This window comes from Citrobacter amalonaticus (assembly GCF_037053465.1).
GTDB lineage: Bacteria > Pseudomonadota > Gammaproteobacteria > Enterobacterales > Enterobacteriaceae > Citrobacter_A > Citrobacter_A amalonaticus_H.
Genome location: NZ_JBALIF010000002.1, coordinates 396,105 through 411,077, shown reverse-complemented (window position 1 = coordinate 411,077; position 14,973 = coordinate 396,105). Strand labels below are relative to the sequence as shown.

Here is a 14,973-nt window from a genome sequence, read left to right as displayed (position 1 = left end):
TCCCGCGCTTAGCCAACGACCAGATTGAGCAGTTTACCCGGTACATAAATCACTTTACGCACGGTAACGCCATCAAGATATTTTGCGACCAGATGTTCCTGACCCGCACGTTCGCGAACTTGTTCTTCAGTCGCATTCACCGGCACGGTGATTTTGCCACGCACTTTGCCGTTGACCTGCACCACGACCAGCGTGGAGTCTTCAACCATCGCGGCATCGTCTGCAACCGGCCACGGCGCGTTATCGATATCGCCTTCGCCTTTCAGCGCCTGCCACAACGTAAAGCAGATGTGCGGGGTGAACGGGTTGAGCATCCGCACAACCGCCAGCAGCGCTTCCTGCATTAGTGCGCGATCCTGCTCATCGTCCTGCGGCGCTTTCGCCAGTTTGTTCATCAGCTCCATAATAGCCGCAATCGCGGTATTGAAGGTCTGACGACGGCCGATATCATCGGTCACTTTAGCGATTGTCTTATGCACATCACGGCGCAGCGCTTTTTGATCTTCTGACAGCGCATTAACGTTCAGCGGCGCAACATCGCCACGAGAAGTGTGCTCATAAACCAGTTTCCAGACACGTTTCAGGAAGCGGTTAGCCCCTTCAACACCGGACTCCTGCCATTCCAGCGTCATGTCTGCCGGAGAGGCGAACATCATGAACAGACGCACGGTATCCGCGCCATAACGTTCAACCATTACCTGCGGGTCGATACCGTTATTTTTCGACTTGGACATTTTGCTCATGCCGGTATACACCAGCTCATGACCTGCCGCGTCTTTCGCCTTAACGATACGACCTTTGTCGTCGCGCTCAACGATCGCATCAACCGGAGAAACCCAGTTACGCTCGCCGTTTTCGCCAACATAATAGAACGCATCCGCCAGCACCATGCCCTGACACAGCAGCTGTTTTGCCGGTTCATCAGAGTTCACCATGCCTGCATCACGCATCAGTTTGTGGAAGAAGCGGAAGTAGAGCAGGTGCATGATGGCGTGTTCGATACCGCCGATGTAAATATCCACTGGCAGCCAGTAGTTTGCCGCTTTGGAATCCAGCATGCCTTCCTGATACTGCGGACAGGTATAGCGTGCATAGTACCAGGAGGACTCCATAAAGGTGTCGAAGGTATCGGTTTCACGTAGCGCAGGCTGGCCGTTCACGGTGGTTTTCGCCCACTGCGGATCGGCTTTGATTGGGCTGGTAATCCCGTCCATCACAACGTCTTCCGGCAGAATAACCGGCAGTTGATCCTCTGGCGTCGGCAGCACGGTACCATCTTCCAGCGTCACCATCGGGATCGGTGCGCCCCAGTAACGCTGACGGGAAACGCCCCAGTCGCGCAGTCGGTAGTTAATTTTACGCTCACCCACGCCTAACGCGGTCAGTTTGTCAGCAATGGCATTGAAACCGTCTTCGAAGCTCAGGCCGCTGAATTCACCGGAGTTAAACAGCGTGCCTTTATCCGTCAGCGCTTGTTCGGACAGGTCCGGTTCAGAACCGTCTGCCGCCAGGATGACAGGCTTGATGGTCAGGCCGTATTTAGTGGCAAATTCATAGTCGCGCTGATCGTGACCCGGAACGGCCATCACACCGCCTGTACCGTATTCCATCAGAACGAAGTTAGCGGCCCAGACAGGGATCTCTTCACCGGTTAACGGGTGAATCGCTTTAAAGCCAGTATCGATCCCTTTTTTCTCCATGGTCGCCATGTCGGCTTCAGCGACTTTGGTGTTACGGCATTCGTCGATAAAAGCAGCCAGTTCCGCATTATTCGCCGCCGCTTTTTGCGCCAGCGGGTGGCCCGCGGCAACCGCCAGATAAGTGGCGCCCATAAAGGTGTCCGGACGGGTGGTATAGACGGTCAGCGTATTTTCATAGCCTGTCACGTCGAAGGTGATTTCCACACCTTCAGAGCGACCGATCCAGTTACGCTGCATCGTTTTCACGGTGTCAGGCCAGTGATCCAGTTTATCCAGATCGTTTAGCAGCTCGTCGGCGTAAGCGGTGATTTTAATAAACCACTGTGGGATCTCTTTACGCTCAACTTTGGTGTCACAGCGCCAGCAGCAGCCGTCGATCACCTGTTCGTTCGCCAGTACGGTCTGATCGTTAGGGCACCAGTTCACCGCCGAGGTCTTCTTGTAAACCAGACCTTTTTTATACAGTTCAGTGAAGAATTTCTGTTCCCAGCGATAGTATTCCGGAGTACAGGTCGCCAGCTCACGGCTCCAGTCGTAACCAAAGCCCAGCATTTTGAGCTGGTTTTTCATGTAAGCGATGTTGTCGTACGTCCACGGCGCGGGGGCGGTGTTATTTTTCACCGCTGCGCCTTCCGCAGGCAGACCGAATGCGTCCCAGCCGATAGGTTGCAGGACGTTTTTGCCCAGCATACGCTGATAACGGGCGATCACGTCTCCGATGGTGTAGTTACGTACGTGGCCCATGTGTAGTCGACCAGAAGGATAGGGAAGCATAGACAGGCAGTAATACTTCTCTTTGCTCTCGTCTTCGGTTACTTCAAATGTGCGCTTCTCATCCCAGTGAAGCTGTACTTTGGATTCTATCTCTTCCGGGCGGTATTGCTCTTGCATGGCAGCCAGTGGTCCTGTTTTCAATACAGCTACAAACGTAGCTTTCGATGTGGTGTTTCAGATCCGCATAGCATAGCCCAAACGCCCGCGTCAAAACAGCCTTTCGCGCATTCAGCATGGAATTCGCACTGCGACAATTCTTGCACGAATTTACACACTCTGTGGACAGCCTTGCAAAGCGCGACGTAAATAACGTCTATTATTATAGACAGTTAACGACCCGGGAGGCGAAACGATGAACAAGGTTGCTCAGTATTACCGTGAGCTGGTGGCATCATTAAGTGAACGACTGCGTAATGGCGAACGTGATATCGATGCGCTAGTGGAGCAGGCGCGGCAGCGAGTTTTGCAAGCCGGGGAGTTGACGCGAACTGAAGTGGATCAAGTTACGCGTGCTGTCAGACGCGATCTGGAAGAGTTCGCCATGAGCTACGAGGAGAGCCTGGAGGAGGAATCCGACAGCGTCTTTATGCGGGTCATTAAAGAGAGTATCTGGCAGGAGCTGGCGGATATCACCGACAAGACGCAACTGGAATGGCGTGAAGTTTTCCAGGATCTGAGCCATCACGGTGTGTATCACAGTGGTGAAGTGGTGGGGCTGGGCAATCTGGTCTGTGAGAAGTGTCACTTCCATCTGGCGGTATATACCCCGGAAGTGCTGCCGCGGTGTCCTAAATGCGGACATGACCAGTTCCAGCGCCGGCCGTTTGAGCCGTAATTAAGCGGCTGAAAAAAGCTTCCCCCGTCCCCGCGTTGTCGGGGATTTTTTTGTCTGTGGGTTCGCATCTTTCGTTAATATCTTAAATAAATAACAGCCTAATTATTAGGCTGAAAACTTTAAACTAAGGAAATTAGCGATGAGCAGAATGATCTTTTCTCCGTTCGCGATAGGCAATGTGACGTTAAAAAACCGCTACGTGATGGCTCCGATGGGTAATCTTGGCATGGTGGATGCCAATGGCGCATTTACTCAGCGCGCCGTGGATTACTTCGTGGCAAGGGCTCAGGGAGGCGTGGGGTTAATTATCACCGGACTGGCCGATGTCGCTCCCGAGATCGAAGGGCTTGAGCCGATGCATGCCGTCTCTCCAGTCAGAAATCCGCGCGCATTTAAACTTACCGCGATAGAGATGGTCGAGCGGGTTCATGCATGGGGGTGCAAAATCTTCCTGCAACTCTCGGCGGGCTTTGGCTACGCGGGAAATCCCGGCGAACATTTTGGACATTATGTCGCGCCGTCAGAAACGGAAAATCGCTGGGATCCCAACATTAAACATCGCGCGCTTACGCGTCATGAGATCTATCAGTTTATTGATGGGTTTGCGAGAAGTGCCGACATTGCAAAAAGCTGTGGATTCGACGGTGTTGAAATTCATGCCGTGCATGAAGGGTATCTGTTGGATCAGTTCACCATGGCTTTTTATAACCAGCGTACTGATGAGTTTGGAGGCTCTGAGCAGGGGCGGCTTAAATTTCCTCAGGAGGTGGTAAAAGCCATCAAGGCTCGCTGCGGTGAGGACTATCCCGTCGTACTTCGTTTCAGCTTAAAAAGCTTTATTAAAGGGCGGCGACAAGGGGCACTGCCTGGTGAGCGCTTTGTCGAACAGGGGCGCGACATCGAAGAGGGGCTGAACGTTGCACGCCAACTGGTGGCGGCAGGTTATGATGCGCTGGATGTGGATGTGGGAACGTATGATGCGTGGTACTGGAACCATCCGCCGATGTACTTCGGTAAAAAAGGGATTTACCTGGAATTTGCTCGTCAGGTGAAAGAGGCGGTTGATGTCCCGGTGATTGTTGCAGGGCGCATGGATGATGACGCGCTGGCTGAACAGGCGTTGCGGGAAGGGAAGTGCGATCTGGTGTCGCTGGGGCGTCCGTTACTGGCCGATCCGGATTACCCGAATAAAATTTATCTCCGGCAATCTCAGCGGGTCCGCCCGTGTTTGTCCTGCCATGAGGGATGTATGGGCCGTTTTCCACGCGGGGGCACGCTCTCCTGCGCCGTGAATCCCGCCTGTGGTCGCGAGGCGATTTATCAAATGATGCCTGCCGCGGAAAAGAAAAATATCGTGGTTGTTGGCGCAGGCATTGCGGGGATGGAAGTTGCAAGAGTCGCCGCGACACGAGGTCATCGCGTAACAATTTATGAGCAGCAGCAGCGTGTTGGCGGCGTGGTTATTCCCGGAAGTCAGCCTTCTTTCAAATCGTACGATCGCGATCTGCTGAACTGGTATGAAACCGAGCTCAAGGCGCTAAATGTCGCGATCCACTTCAGTACGACGGTGACGCCAGCGTTTTTGGCTCAGCTTGCGCCCGACGTTGCTGTTATCGCGACCGGTTCAACACCGGTTGTGCCTGAAATCCCCGGCATGGAACGCTTATCTTGCCTCTCTGCCTCTGATGTTTTAATGAATCCCGCGCTGGCTGGAGAGCGTTGCACCATTATTGGCGCGGGGCTGGTAGGCGCGGAACTCGCTTTATGGTTAAAGCAGTTGGGTCGTCAGGTTGAGATGGTGGAATTTGCCCCTGCTGCGCTGGGTGGCGGTAAAAACATGCCGTTTATGAACTATGACATGCTCAGGGATCTACTGGCCTACCATCAGATCCCGGTGCATGTGAATGCGTCGGTTAGCGAGGTATACACTGATGGGGTACAGATTGTTACACCCGAGGGGAGCCAAAAGCGACTGTCTGACACGCTTATTTATGCCGTAGGTTATCGCCCGGCGTCACACCTTTATGAGCAGTTGACCGCAGCAGAGCCTGGCTTTTTAACTTATCAGGTCGGCGATGCGCGAAAAGTGAATAACATCATGTATGCCATCTGGGATGGTTATGAGCTGGGTCGAAGCCTGTAACGAAAAGATCGGGAGGTGCGCCTGATGGCGGCATCTCCCGACGCTACTGACATTAATGCAGGATTTTTGCGAGGAAGTCCTTCGCACGCTCGGATTTCGGATTAGCGAAGAACTCCTCTTTCGGTGAGTCTTCAACGATTTTCCCTTCGTCCATAAAGATCACCCGATTCGCGACTTTGCGCGCAAAACCCATTTCGTGGGTCACCACCATCATGGTCATCCCTTCGTTAGCCAGTTCAACCATAACGTCGAGCACTTCGTTGATCATCTCCGGATCGAGCGCGGAAGTGGGTTCATCGAACAGCATAGCGACAGGATCCATACACAGCGCACGGGCTATCGCGACGCGCTGCTGCTGACCGCCGGAAAGTTGTGCCGGATATTTATTCGCATGAGCGGCGAGGCCAACGCGCTCCAGCAGTTTTTGCGCTTTTTCGCGCGCCGGCGCTTTATCACGCTTGAGCACTTTTACCTGTGCGAGCGTCAGGTTTTCGATGATCGACAGGTGCGGAAACAGTTCAAAGTGCTGGAACACCATGCCGACGCGGGAGCGCAGTTTTGCCAGATCCGTTTTCTTGTCGTTAACGACGATCCCGTTGACGGTAATTTCGCCTTTTTGAACCGGCTCCAGGCCGTTAACCGTTTTAATCAGCGTTGATTTACCGGAACCTGACGGGCCGCAGACCACCACCACTTCGCCTTTTTTCACTTCCGTGGAGCAGTCGGTCAGCACCTGAAAGTGACCATACCATTTAGAAACATTTTTCAGGGTAATCATTAAACTGTCCTTTTCTTCAAATAGCTGACTAACAACGACGCGCTCAGGCTGATAACAAAGTAGACGGCACCGGCAAACAGGATCATTTCAACCTGAGTACCATCACGCTCGCCAATGGTCGATGCGGTACGGAAGAAATCCGCGAGGCTTAAGACGTAAACCAGGGAGGTATCCTGGAACAGGACAATCCCCTGTGTGAGCAGAAGTGGCACCATCGCACGAAACGCCTGCGGTAAAATGATGAGTTTCATCGACTGCCAGTGGGTCATTCCCAGCGCCAGAGCCGCGCTCGACTGGCCACGGGAAATACTCTGGATGCCCGCACGGATAATCTCGGAGTAATACGCGGCTTCAAACATGGAAAACGCCACCATTGCTGAAATGAGGCGGATATCCGTTTTTGGCGACAGTCCCAGAACGTCCTGCAACAATCCAGGCACAATCAGATAGAACCACAGCAGCACCATCACCAAAGGGATGGAGCGGAACACGTTAACATACGCTTTAGCAAACCAGGCGATGGGCGCAAAACTTGAAAGGCGCATCACCGCCAGCAGCGTTCCCCAGACGATACCGATAACCACAGCCGTCAGAGTGATTTTAAGGGTAATAACCAGCCCATCCAGCAGATACGGCAGGGAGGGGACAATAGAACTCCAGTCAAATTCGTACATTATTTGCCTCCCATATTGCCAGGCAGGCGGATCTTACGTTCCACCAGATTCATCACCAGCATGATGAAGGCATTAATCATCACGTACGCCAGGGTAATAGCGGTAAACGATTCCCAGGCATGCGCCGAGTAATCCAGCAGTTTACCGGCCTGCGCCGCCATATCGACCAGACCGATAGTGGAGGCGATGGCGGAGTTTTTCACCAGGTTCATCATTTCTGAGGTCATTGGTGGGACAATTACGCGATAGGCGTTAGGCAGCAGCACATAGCGGTAGGCCTGTGGCAAGGTCAGCCCCATTGCCAGCGCTGCGTTTTTTTGACCACGCGGCAGTGACTGAATAGCGGCGCGTACCTGTTCGCAAACACGTGCCGCGGTGAACAACCCAAGACAGAGCATTGACGACAGGAAGAACTGAATATTGGGATCCAGTTCCGCCTTAAACCACATACCGAGATCTTCCGGCAGCAGCTCAGGGATCACCAGATACCAGGTGAAGAACTGGACGATCAGCGGAACGTTACGAAACAGTTCAACATACAGGGTACCGATCCCGGAAAGGAAGCGATTAGGAACAGTGCGTAAAATGCCGAATAAAGAGCCGACCAGGAAAGCAATAATCCAGGCGGTGATGGATAACGCCACGGTGACCTGAAAGCCGCTCCAGAGCCAGCCGAGATAGGTGGTGTTGCCGAATGGGGCCTGTTGTAAAAAAATACCCCAGTTCCAGTCTATTGACATACATCTACTCCGAAAAAAAGGGTAGCAGCGCTACCCTCGAAGATTGTCATTCAGCGTATTTCGGTTTTCAGGCCTGATGGGGAACGACCATCAGGCGTATAGTCTGTCCGTGCTGAATAGCAATCGAGAGGGCAAGGAGATCTCGCCCCATTTTGTTTTAGTTAGTTAAGTGCTTTGTCATTCGGCTCTTTAAACAGGGCTTTCATTTCGTCAGACAGTTCGAAATTCATATTCAGGTTTTTGGGCGGAATCGGATTCTTGAACCACTTATCAAACCATTTTGCCGCTTCACCTGAGGTTTGTGCCTGGGCAATAGTGTCATCCATCAGCTTTTTGAACTCAGGATCGTTCTTACGCAGCATGCAACCGTAAGCTTCTTGTGACTGCGGCTTGCCGACGATTTCCCAGTTATCCGGTTTCTTCGCCTTCGCGCGCTCACCGGCCAGCAGGGCGTCATCCATCATAAAGGCCACCGCGCGACCGCTTTCCAGCGTACGGAAGGAGTCACCGTGGTCTTTGGCGCTGATGATGCGCATATCCATTTTTTGCTCGTCGTTCAGCTTGTGCAGCAGAATTTCTGAGGTGGTCCCTGAGGTCACTACCACCGCTTTGCCTTTCAGATCCGCGAAGTCTTTAATGTCCCCGCCTTTTTTCGCCAGCAGACGTGTGCCGACCACAAAAATAGTGTCAGAGAACGCAGCCTGTTTCTGGCGCTCCACGTTATTGGTGGTGGAACCACACTCAAAATCGAAAGTGCCGTTTTGCAGCAGCGGAATACGGTTCTGAGAGGTAATTGGGATCAGCTTAACCTGCAGATCGGGCTTGTTCAGTTTCTTCTTCACGGCTTCAACGATAGCGTTGGAGTAATCCTGAGAATAACCCACCACTTTCTGCTGATTGTCGTAATAAGAGAATGGCACGGAGGATTCACGGTGACCGACCACGATTACGCCATTTTTAGCGATCTTGTCGAGCGTGCTGCCTGCGGCAGGTGCGGCGTCTTCTGCGTGCGCCAGACCGGCTGACAGTCCCATAACCAGCATTGCTGTGGCTAGCTTACGTAATTGCATATCCAACTCCTTATCGTCTGCGCCGTTGGCGCAGTGATACCTATTGTGAATGTCAGTGTTGTTATCGCCTGCAACTTAAGTGTGCAGTGTTTTACCTGTTTGTTAACATTTAGTCTGGGTTAATGTAAAGATTTTGCTGCGTTATTGTTTATTTTTGCGAAGTGCGCCGCACCATTCAGAGGCAAAAATCTCTCATTGCACCGTTTCGGTGCTACCGATGAACAGCCGTGGTGCGACTAAGTTGCGCTGAACGCTAAAACAGGTTTGCCTTCTTTAACAAAGCAATAGACGTGCCAGAATGGTTTTCGGGGGGAGGTTTGTAGGCCTGATAAGCGAAGCGTCATCAGGCACGATGTGGCACAACTGCCGGATGGCGGCGTACCGCCTTATCCAGCCAACATTTGATGGTGCACTGTGTTATCGACGGCGCTGACGCAAACTCATTAACACGGCGGCAAAACCGAACAGCGCGGTAATGAGCCACAGCGGCCAGTTGCCGGTACGTGCATAAGGCGTCAGGCCAGAGGTCGGCGTGACGTTGGCGGTCAATACCTGACGTGTAAACTGCGGGATCATGGCCTGAATTTCGCCCTGAGGGCCAATCACCGCCGTAATGCCGTTGTTGGTGCTACGCAGCAAGGGGCGCGCCAGCTCCAGCGAACGCATCCGCGCCATCTGGAAGTGCTGCCACGGACCAATCGACTTACCGAACCAGGCATCATTAGAGATAGTCAGCAGAAAATCCGTGTCCGGGCGGAAGTTATCGCGTACCTGTTCGCCCAGAATAATCTCGTAGCAAATCGCGGCAGTCAGTGCAAAGCCGTGCGCATGGAGCTGGGGTTGCACGTAGGCTCCGCGACTGAATGACGACATTGGCAGGTCAAAGAACGGCGCTAGCGGGCGCAGGATGGATTCCAGCGGTACAAACTCGCCAAACGGCACCAGATGGTTCTTGTCATAGCGGTTGCTGGAGTCATAGCGATATGGATTGTCTTTCCCCAGTGTGATGATGGTGTTGTATGTGTCATAGCGGTTCTGTTTATTCAGCCGTGCATCGACAATACCGGTAATCAGCGTACTGTCTTTTGAACGCAGCAGATCGTCCATCATGGCAAGAAAACGCTGCTGATTGATTTCCAGATCCGGGATAGCCGATTCCGGCCAGATAATCAGTTGGGATTTCCCCATCTCAGGCTGTGTCGCATCAAGATAGATTTTGAGCGTATTCAGCAACTGATTTTCATCCCATTTCAGTGACTGTGGAATATCGCCCTGAACCATCGACACGCGGGTCGTTCTTTCCGGTTCCAGCGTAAACCACTGGATATAGCGGAGCGGGAAGGGGAGAGCGAAAAGGACGACCGCAACGACCAGCGGACGCCAGTTGCGGGTTACCAGGGCGAGGACCAGCAGGCCGCTGACCATCATCAGCAAAAAATTGATGGCTTCGACGCCCATCACCGGCGCCAGTCCTTTCAGCGGACCGTCAATCTGACTGTAGCCAAACTGTAGCCACGGAAAGCCAGTCAGCACCCAGCCGCGCAGGAATTCGGAGAGCTGCCAGACGACCGGTGCGGCAATCGCCACCCGCAGCCAGGTGGTGTTCGGCCAAAGGCGCGAAAGCACACCAGCAAACAGCCCGGTATACAAGGAGAGATATGCCGCGAGAAGGACAACCAGAAAGACGTTCACCGGGCCTGGCATTCCACCAAACTGTGCGATGCTAACGTATACCCAGTTGATTCCCGTCCCGAAGAGTCCCAGCCCCCAGAAGTAGCCGATAGCGGCAGACTGGAGGGGGCGGCGATTGAGGGTTAAAGCCTGCAGTCCCATCAACGATACAATCGCGGCGGGCCAGATATCATAAGGAGAAAAGGCCAGCGTACCGCAGGCACCGAATAATAACGCCAGCAGCAGGCGAATGCGCTGGCGTTCAATTAATGAGGCAAAAGCCATTGAGTTCTTCTTCCCGTTCGGTTTTATTCGTCCAGTTTGGGCTGGGGAGAGTCATCCGGAATTCTGACGTGAACCTGAATAATACGACGGCTGTCGGCCATTGCAACTTTGAACTGGTAACCATCGATATCAATGGTTTCACCGCGTGCTGGCAGGTGACCAAACGCCTGCATCACCAGACCCCCGATGGTATCGACCTCTTCATCGCTAAAGCTGGTGCCGAAGGCTTCATTAAAGTCTTCTATCGGTGCCAGAGCGCGAATGGTCCAGGTGTGGCGGCTGAGCTGACGGAAGTCGATATCATCTTCTTCGTCGTACTCATCTTCAATTTCACCGACGATCAGTTCGAGGATGTCTTCAATGGTCACCAGACCAGAGACGCCGCCGAATTCGTCGATGACGATAGCCATATGGTAACGCTGAGAGCGGAACTCTTTGAGCATACGGTCAACGCGTTTGCTCTCCGGGACGACAACGGCCTGACGTAACACTTTCTCCATGCTGAAAGCATCGGCATCGCTGCGCATAAATGGCAGCAAATCCTTCGCCATCAGAATCCCTTCAATGTGATCTTTGTCCTCGCTGATCACCGGGAAACGCGAGTGGGCGGACTCGATGATGACATCAAGGCATTCGTCCAGCGTCTGGTTGCGTTTCAGGGTAATCATCTGGGAACGGGGGATCATGATGTCGCGAACGCGCTGGTCCGCAATGTCCATCACCCCTTCAAGCATGTCGCGCGTATCTTCATCGATAAGCTCGTTCTGCCCGGAATCACGGATCAGCGCCAGCAGTTCATCACGGTTTTTCGGTTCGCCGTGGAAAAGTTGGCTCAGTAACAGGGAGAAAAATCCCTTCTTGTTGCTTAATGTGTCACTACTGTGTGAATTGTCGTCGCTCATGGCGTCGTATGGGTTCTCTTGTTAGTTAATCTCTTGCGCAATGCGCGCAAACTCAGCGCATGGCATCACCGGAAATCACCGGGCATACGCCCGGTCGCTTATTCCTTCTCGGCAATGTACGGATCCTCATAGCCCAGAGCAAGCATAATCTCTGTTTCGAGGGCTTCCATCTCTTCTGCCTCATCGTCTTCGATATGATCGTAGCCCAGCAAATGCAAGCTGCCGTGGACGACCATATGCGCCCAGTGAGCATCCAACGGCTTACCTTGCTCCTGCGCTTCTTGTTCAACCACCTGGCGGCAGATGATCAAGTCGCCGAGCAGCGGCAGCTCAATACCCGGTGGGGCTTCAAACGGGAAAGAGAGCACATTGGTCGGCTTGTCTTTCCCACGGTATGTCAGATTGAGATCGTGACTTTCGGCTTCGTCCACCAGGCGAATCGTCACTTCTGATTCTTCCTGAAATTGCGGAATAACGGCGTTCAGCCAGGCCTGAAACTGGGCCTCTTCCGGCAAACCCGTGTTGTTCTCACACGCCAGTTGTAAATCGAGGATCACCTGACTCATTTTTGTTCCTGCTCCTGGGCTTCACGCTTACGCTCTGCTGCCAGCTCGGCTTTGCGTTTTTGTTCGGCTTCTTCCCACGCCTCATAGGCGTTAACGATGCGGGCAACCACCGGGTGGCGCACGACATCTTCGCTGTGGAAAAAGTTAAAGCTGATCTCGTCGACTTCCGCCAGCACTTCGATGGCGTGGCGCAACCCCGATTTAGTGTTACGCGGAAGGTCAATCTGCGTGACGTCGCCGGTAATCACCGCCTTCGAGTTAAAACCAATACGGGTCAGGAACATCTTCATCTGTTCGATGGTGGTGTTCTGGCTTTCATCCAGAATGATAAAGGCATCGTTCAGGGTACGACCACGCATGTATGCCAGCGGTGCCACTTCAATCACATTACGCTCAATCAGCTTTTCGACTTTCTCGAAGCCGAGCATTTCGAACAGGGCGTCATACAGCGGGCGCAGGTAGGGGTCAACTTTCTGACTCAGATCGCCAGGCAAGAAGCCCAGTTTTTCACCGGCTTCAACCGCCGGACGGGTCAGCAGAATGCGGCGAATCTCCTGACGCTCAAGCGCATCGACTGCGGCGGCGACGGCCAGATACGTTTTCCCCGTACCGGCCGGGCCCACGCCGAAAGTGATGTCATGATCAAGGATATTTGCAATGTACTGAGCCTGGTTTGGCGTGCGCGGCTTAATCACGCCCCGCTTCGTCTTGATGTTTACCGCTTTGCCAAACTCAGGCACGCTCTCGGCGGTTTGCTCAAGTACGCGGGCTTCTTTAATGGCGAGATGAACTTGTTCTGGCTCGATATCCTGCGTCTGGCCGCGCATCGGCGCGGTATCGACGTACAGGCTGCGTAAGATATCCGCTGCGGCGGTGACGCAAATCGGGCGGCCGGTCAGTTTAAAATGGTTGTCACGGCGGTTAATCTCGATACCGAGACGGCGTTCCAGTTGTTTGATGTTGTCATCAAACGGACCGCAAAGGCTCAGCAGGCGGTCATTGTCTGCGGGCTCAAGGGTAATTTCGCGAGTGTCTATGTTCAAACTGTTCCTCTTATGCATAGATAGCCGGAACGTGTGTGCTCACCGGCTGATAAGGAAATTATTCACGCCACAGGATAAAGGCGCAAGCACTGGAATGAAAATGGGGGCGAAGAAGGGAATAACAAGGCCCGCCATTACAGCGGGCCGGGCGTTTTTGCAGGCCCGATAAGCGCGGCGTCATCGGGCAAGTCATCCGTTACCAGTGCTCCTGTAGGCCCGATAAGCGCAGCGCCATCGGGCATTTTGGCGTTTTAGCTGAATTAAGGCTGCCAGAATCCCACGCCAATATCGTTTTCTTTACGGGTACGGGCAATCACTGATTCCGGGGTTTCTGCGATGCGCAGACCCATTTCATCTTCGGTACGAACCACTTTGCCGCGCAGGGAGTTTGTCCAGACGTCGGTAATTTCAACATCGACAAATTTACCGATCATCTCCGGCGTGCCTTCGAAGTTCACCACGCGGTTATTTTCGGTACGACCCGACAGCTCCATAATGCTCTTACGCGATGTCCCTTCCACCAGAATACGCTGGACCGTGCCGAGCATACGACGACTCCAGGCCATCGCCTGCTGGTTAATGCGATCCTGCAGAATATAAAGACGCTGTTTTTTCTCTTCTTCCGGCACATCATCTACCATATCGGCGGCTGGCGTCCCTGGACGCGCAGAGAAGATAAAGCTGTAGCTCATGTCAAAATTGACGTCGGCAATCAGCTTCATGGTCTGTTCGAAATCCTGGGTGGTTTCACCCGGGAAGCCGACAATAAAGTCGGAACTTATCTGAATATCCGGGCGCGCCGCACGCAGCTTACGGATGATCGCTTTATATTCCAGCGCCGTGTGGGTACGCCCCATCAGGTTCAGCACACGATCCGAACCGCTCTGTACCGGCAGGTGCAGGAAGCTCACCAGTTCCGGCGTATCGCGATAAACCTCAATGATGTCATCGGTAAATTCGATCGGATGGCTGGTGGTAAAGCGGATACGGTCAATACCGTCAATGGCGGCAACCAGACGCAGCAGATCGGCGAAGGAACCAGTAGTGCCATCAAAGTTCTCTCCGCGCCAGGCATTCACGTTCTGGCCGAGCAGGTTGACTTCACGCACGCCCTGAGCGGCAAGCTGGGCGATTTCAAACAGAATATCATCCGACGGACGGCTGACCTCTTCACCGCGGGTATACGGCACCACGCAGTAGGTACAATATTTGTTACAGCCTTCCATGATTGACACAAAGGCGGTCGGGCCTTCCGCACGCGGTTCCGGCAGACGGTCAAATTTCTCGATCTCCGGGAAGCTGATGTCCACAACCGGGCTACGATTGCCGCGAACGGAGTTAATCATCTCCGGCAGGCGATGCAGCGTTTGCGGGCCAAAGATGATGTCGACATAGTGCGCGCGTTGGCGAATATGATCGCCTTCCTGAGACGCCACACAGCCGCCGACGCCGATTATCAGATCGGGATTCTTCTCTTTTAACAGCTTCCAGCGCCCCAACTGATGGAAGACCTTCTCCTGGGCCTTCTCGCGGATTGAGCAGGTATTCAGCAGCAGCACATCCGCTTCTTCCGCCACGTCGGTCAGTTGATACCCGTGAGTGGCATCCAGCAGATCGGCCATCTTCGATGAATCGTATTCGTTCATCTGACAGCCCCAGGTTTTAATATGGAGTTTTTTGGTCATCGACTTGCTCTTGCGAAATAGTGGCTGAATTGCAGGGCGCATAGTGTAATGCTTTGCTGCTCTGGTGACCAGTATGACCGTTATCAGCCTCAAGGGGTAAAAAATCC

Annotated in this window: 12 protein-coding genes; 2 read left to right on the top strand and 10 right to left on the bottom strand. The window is 53.3% G+C overall.

The annotated features are described in order from the left end of the window. Positions 1-8: 8 nt before the first annotated feature. Entirely contained in the window at positions 9-2,591 is a 2,583-nt protein-coding gene (gene leuS / locus WB371_RS04760) for a leucine--tRNA ligase (RefSeq protein WP_336218949.1), read from the bottom strand. Between the two features lie 235 nt (positions 2,592-2,826). On the opposite strand from leuS, the gene WB371_RS04755 reads away from it, so the two are divergent. Then, the gene (locus WB371_RS04755) at positions 2,827-3,309 is read left to right on the top strand and encodes a zinc ribbon-containing protein (RefSeq protein ID WP_336218948.1); all 483 of its coding nucleotides are present in this window, start codon (positions 2,827-2,829) and stop codon (positions 3,307-3,309) included. 139 nt (positions 3,310-3,448) lie between these two features. Then, positions 3,449-5,452: an FAD-dependent oxidoreductase gene (locus WB371_RS04750; RefSeq protein WP_336218947.1), complete on the top strand. Its 2,004-nt coding sequence runs from the start codon at positions 3,449-3,451 to the stop codon at positions 5,450-5,452. A 52-nt stretch (positions 5,453-5,504) separates the two neighbouring features. Here the strand turns inward: WB371_RS04750 and gltL are convergent, their stop codons facing one another. The 9 genes from gltL to miaB form a co-directional block, all read right to left on the bottom strand. Next, positions 5,505-6,230 carry a glutamate/aspartate ABC transporter ATP-binding protein GltL gene (gene gltL, locus WB371_RS04745; RefSeq protein ID WP_336218946.1) on the bottom strand — a complete coding sequence of 242 codons (726 nt, stop codon included), beginning with the start codon at positions 6,228-6,230 and terminating at the stop codon, positions 5,505-5,507. Next, entirely contained in the window at positions 6,230-6,904 is a 675-nt protein-coding gene (gltK, locus tag WB371_RS04740; protein ID WP_336218945.1) for a glutamate/aspartate ABC transporter permease GltK, read from the bottom strand. The genes gltL and gltK overlap by 1 nt, the downstream gene beginning before the upstream one ends. Continuing rightward, entirely contained in the window at positions 6,904-7,644 is a 741-nt protein-coding gene (gene gltJ / locus WB371_RS04735; RefSeq protein ID WP_336218944.1) for a glutamate/aspartate ABC transporter permease GltJ, read from the bottom strand. Before gltJ ends, gltK begins: the two co-directional genes overlap by 1 nt. 161 nt (positions 7,645-7,805) lie before the next feature. Continuing rightward, a complete protein-coding gene (gene gltI, locus WB371_RS04730; RefSeq protein ID WP_336218943.1) occupies positions 7,806-8,714 on the bottom strand; it encodes a glutamate/aspartate ABC transporter substrate-binding protein GltI in 909 nt (302 codons plus the stop codon). Between the two features lie 417 nt (positions 8,715-9,131). Next, positions 9,132-10,670 (bottom strand): apolipoprotein N-acyltransferase, encoded by a 1,539-nt coding sequence (gene lnt, locus WB371_RS04725; protein ID WP_336218942.1) that lies wholly within the window; start codon positions 10,668-10,670, stop codon positions 9,132-9,134. Between the two features lie 23 nt (positions 10,671-10,693). Then, positions 10,694-11,572 (bottom strand): CNNM family magnesium/cobalt transport protein CorC, encoded by an 879-nt coding sequence (corC, locus tag WB371_RS04720; protein ID WP_336218941.1) that lies wholly within the window; start codon positions 11,570-11,572, stop codon positions 10,694-10,696. 98 nt (positions 11,573-11,670) lie between these two features. Then, complete coding sequence (gene ybeY, locus WB371_RS04715) at positions 11,671-12,138, bottom strand: rRNA maturation RNase YbeY (RefSeq protein WP_336218940.1); 468 nt, start codon at positions 12,136-12,138, stop codon at positions 11,671-11,673. Continuing rightward, positions 12,135-13,181, bottom strand: coding sequence for a PhoH family protein (locus WB371_RS04710; RefSeq protein ID WP_336218939.1), 1,047 nt, complete (start codon positions 13,179-13,181; stop codon positions 12,135-12,137). The genes ybeY and WB371_RS04710 overlap by 4 nt, the downstream gene beginning before the upstream one ends. A 260-nt stretch (positions 13,182-13,441) precedes the next feature. Beyond that, on the bottom strand, positions 13,442-14,866 hold the full coding sequence (gene miaB, locus WB371_RS04705) for a tRNA (N6-isopentenyl adenosine(37)-C2)-methylthiotransferase MiaB (protein ID WP_336218938.1): 1,425 nt from the start codon (positions 14,864-14,866) through the stop codon (positions 13,442-13,444). Between the last annotated feature and the right edge of the window lie 107 nt (positions 14,867-14,973).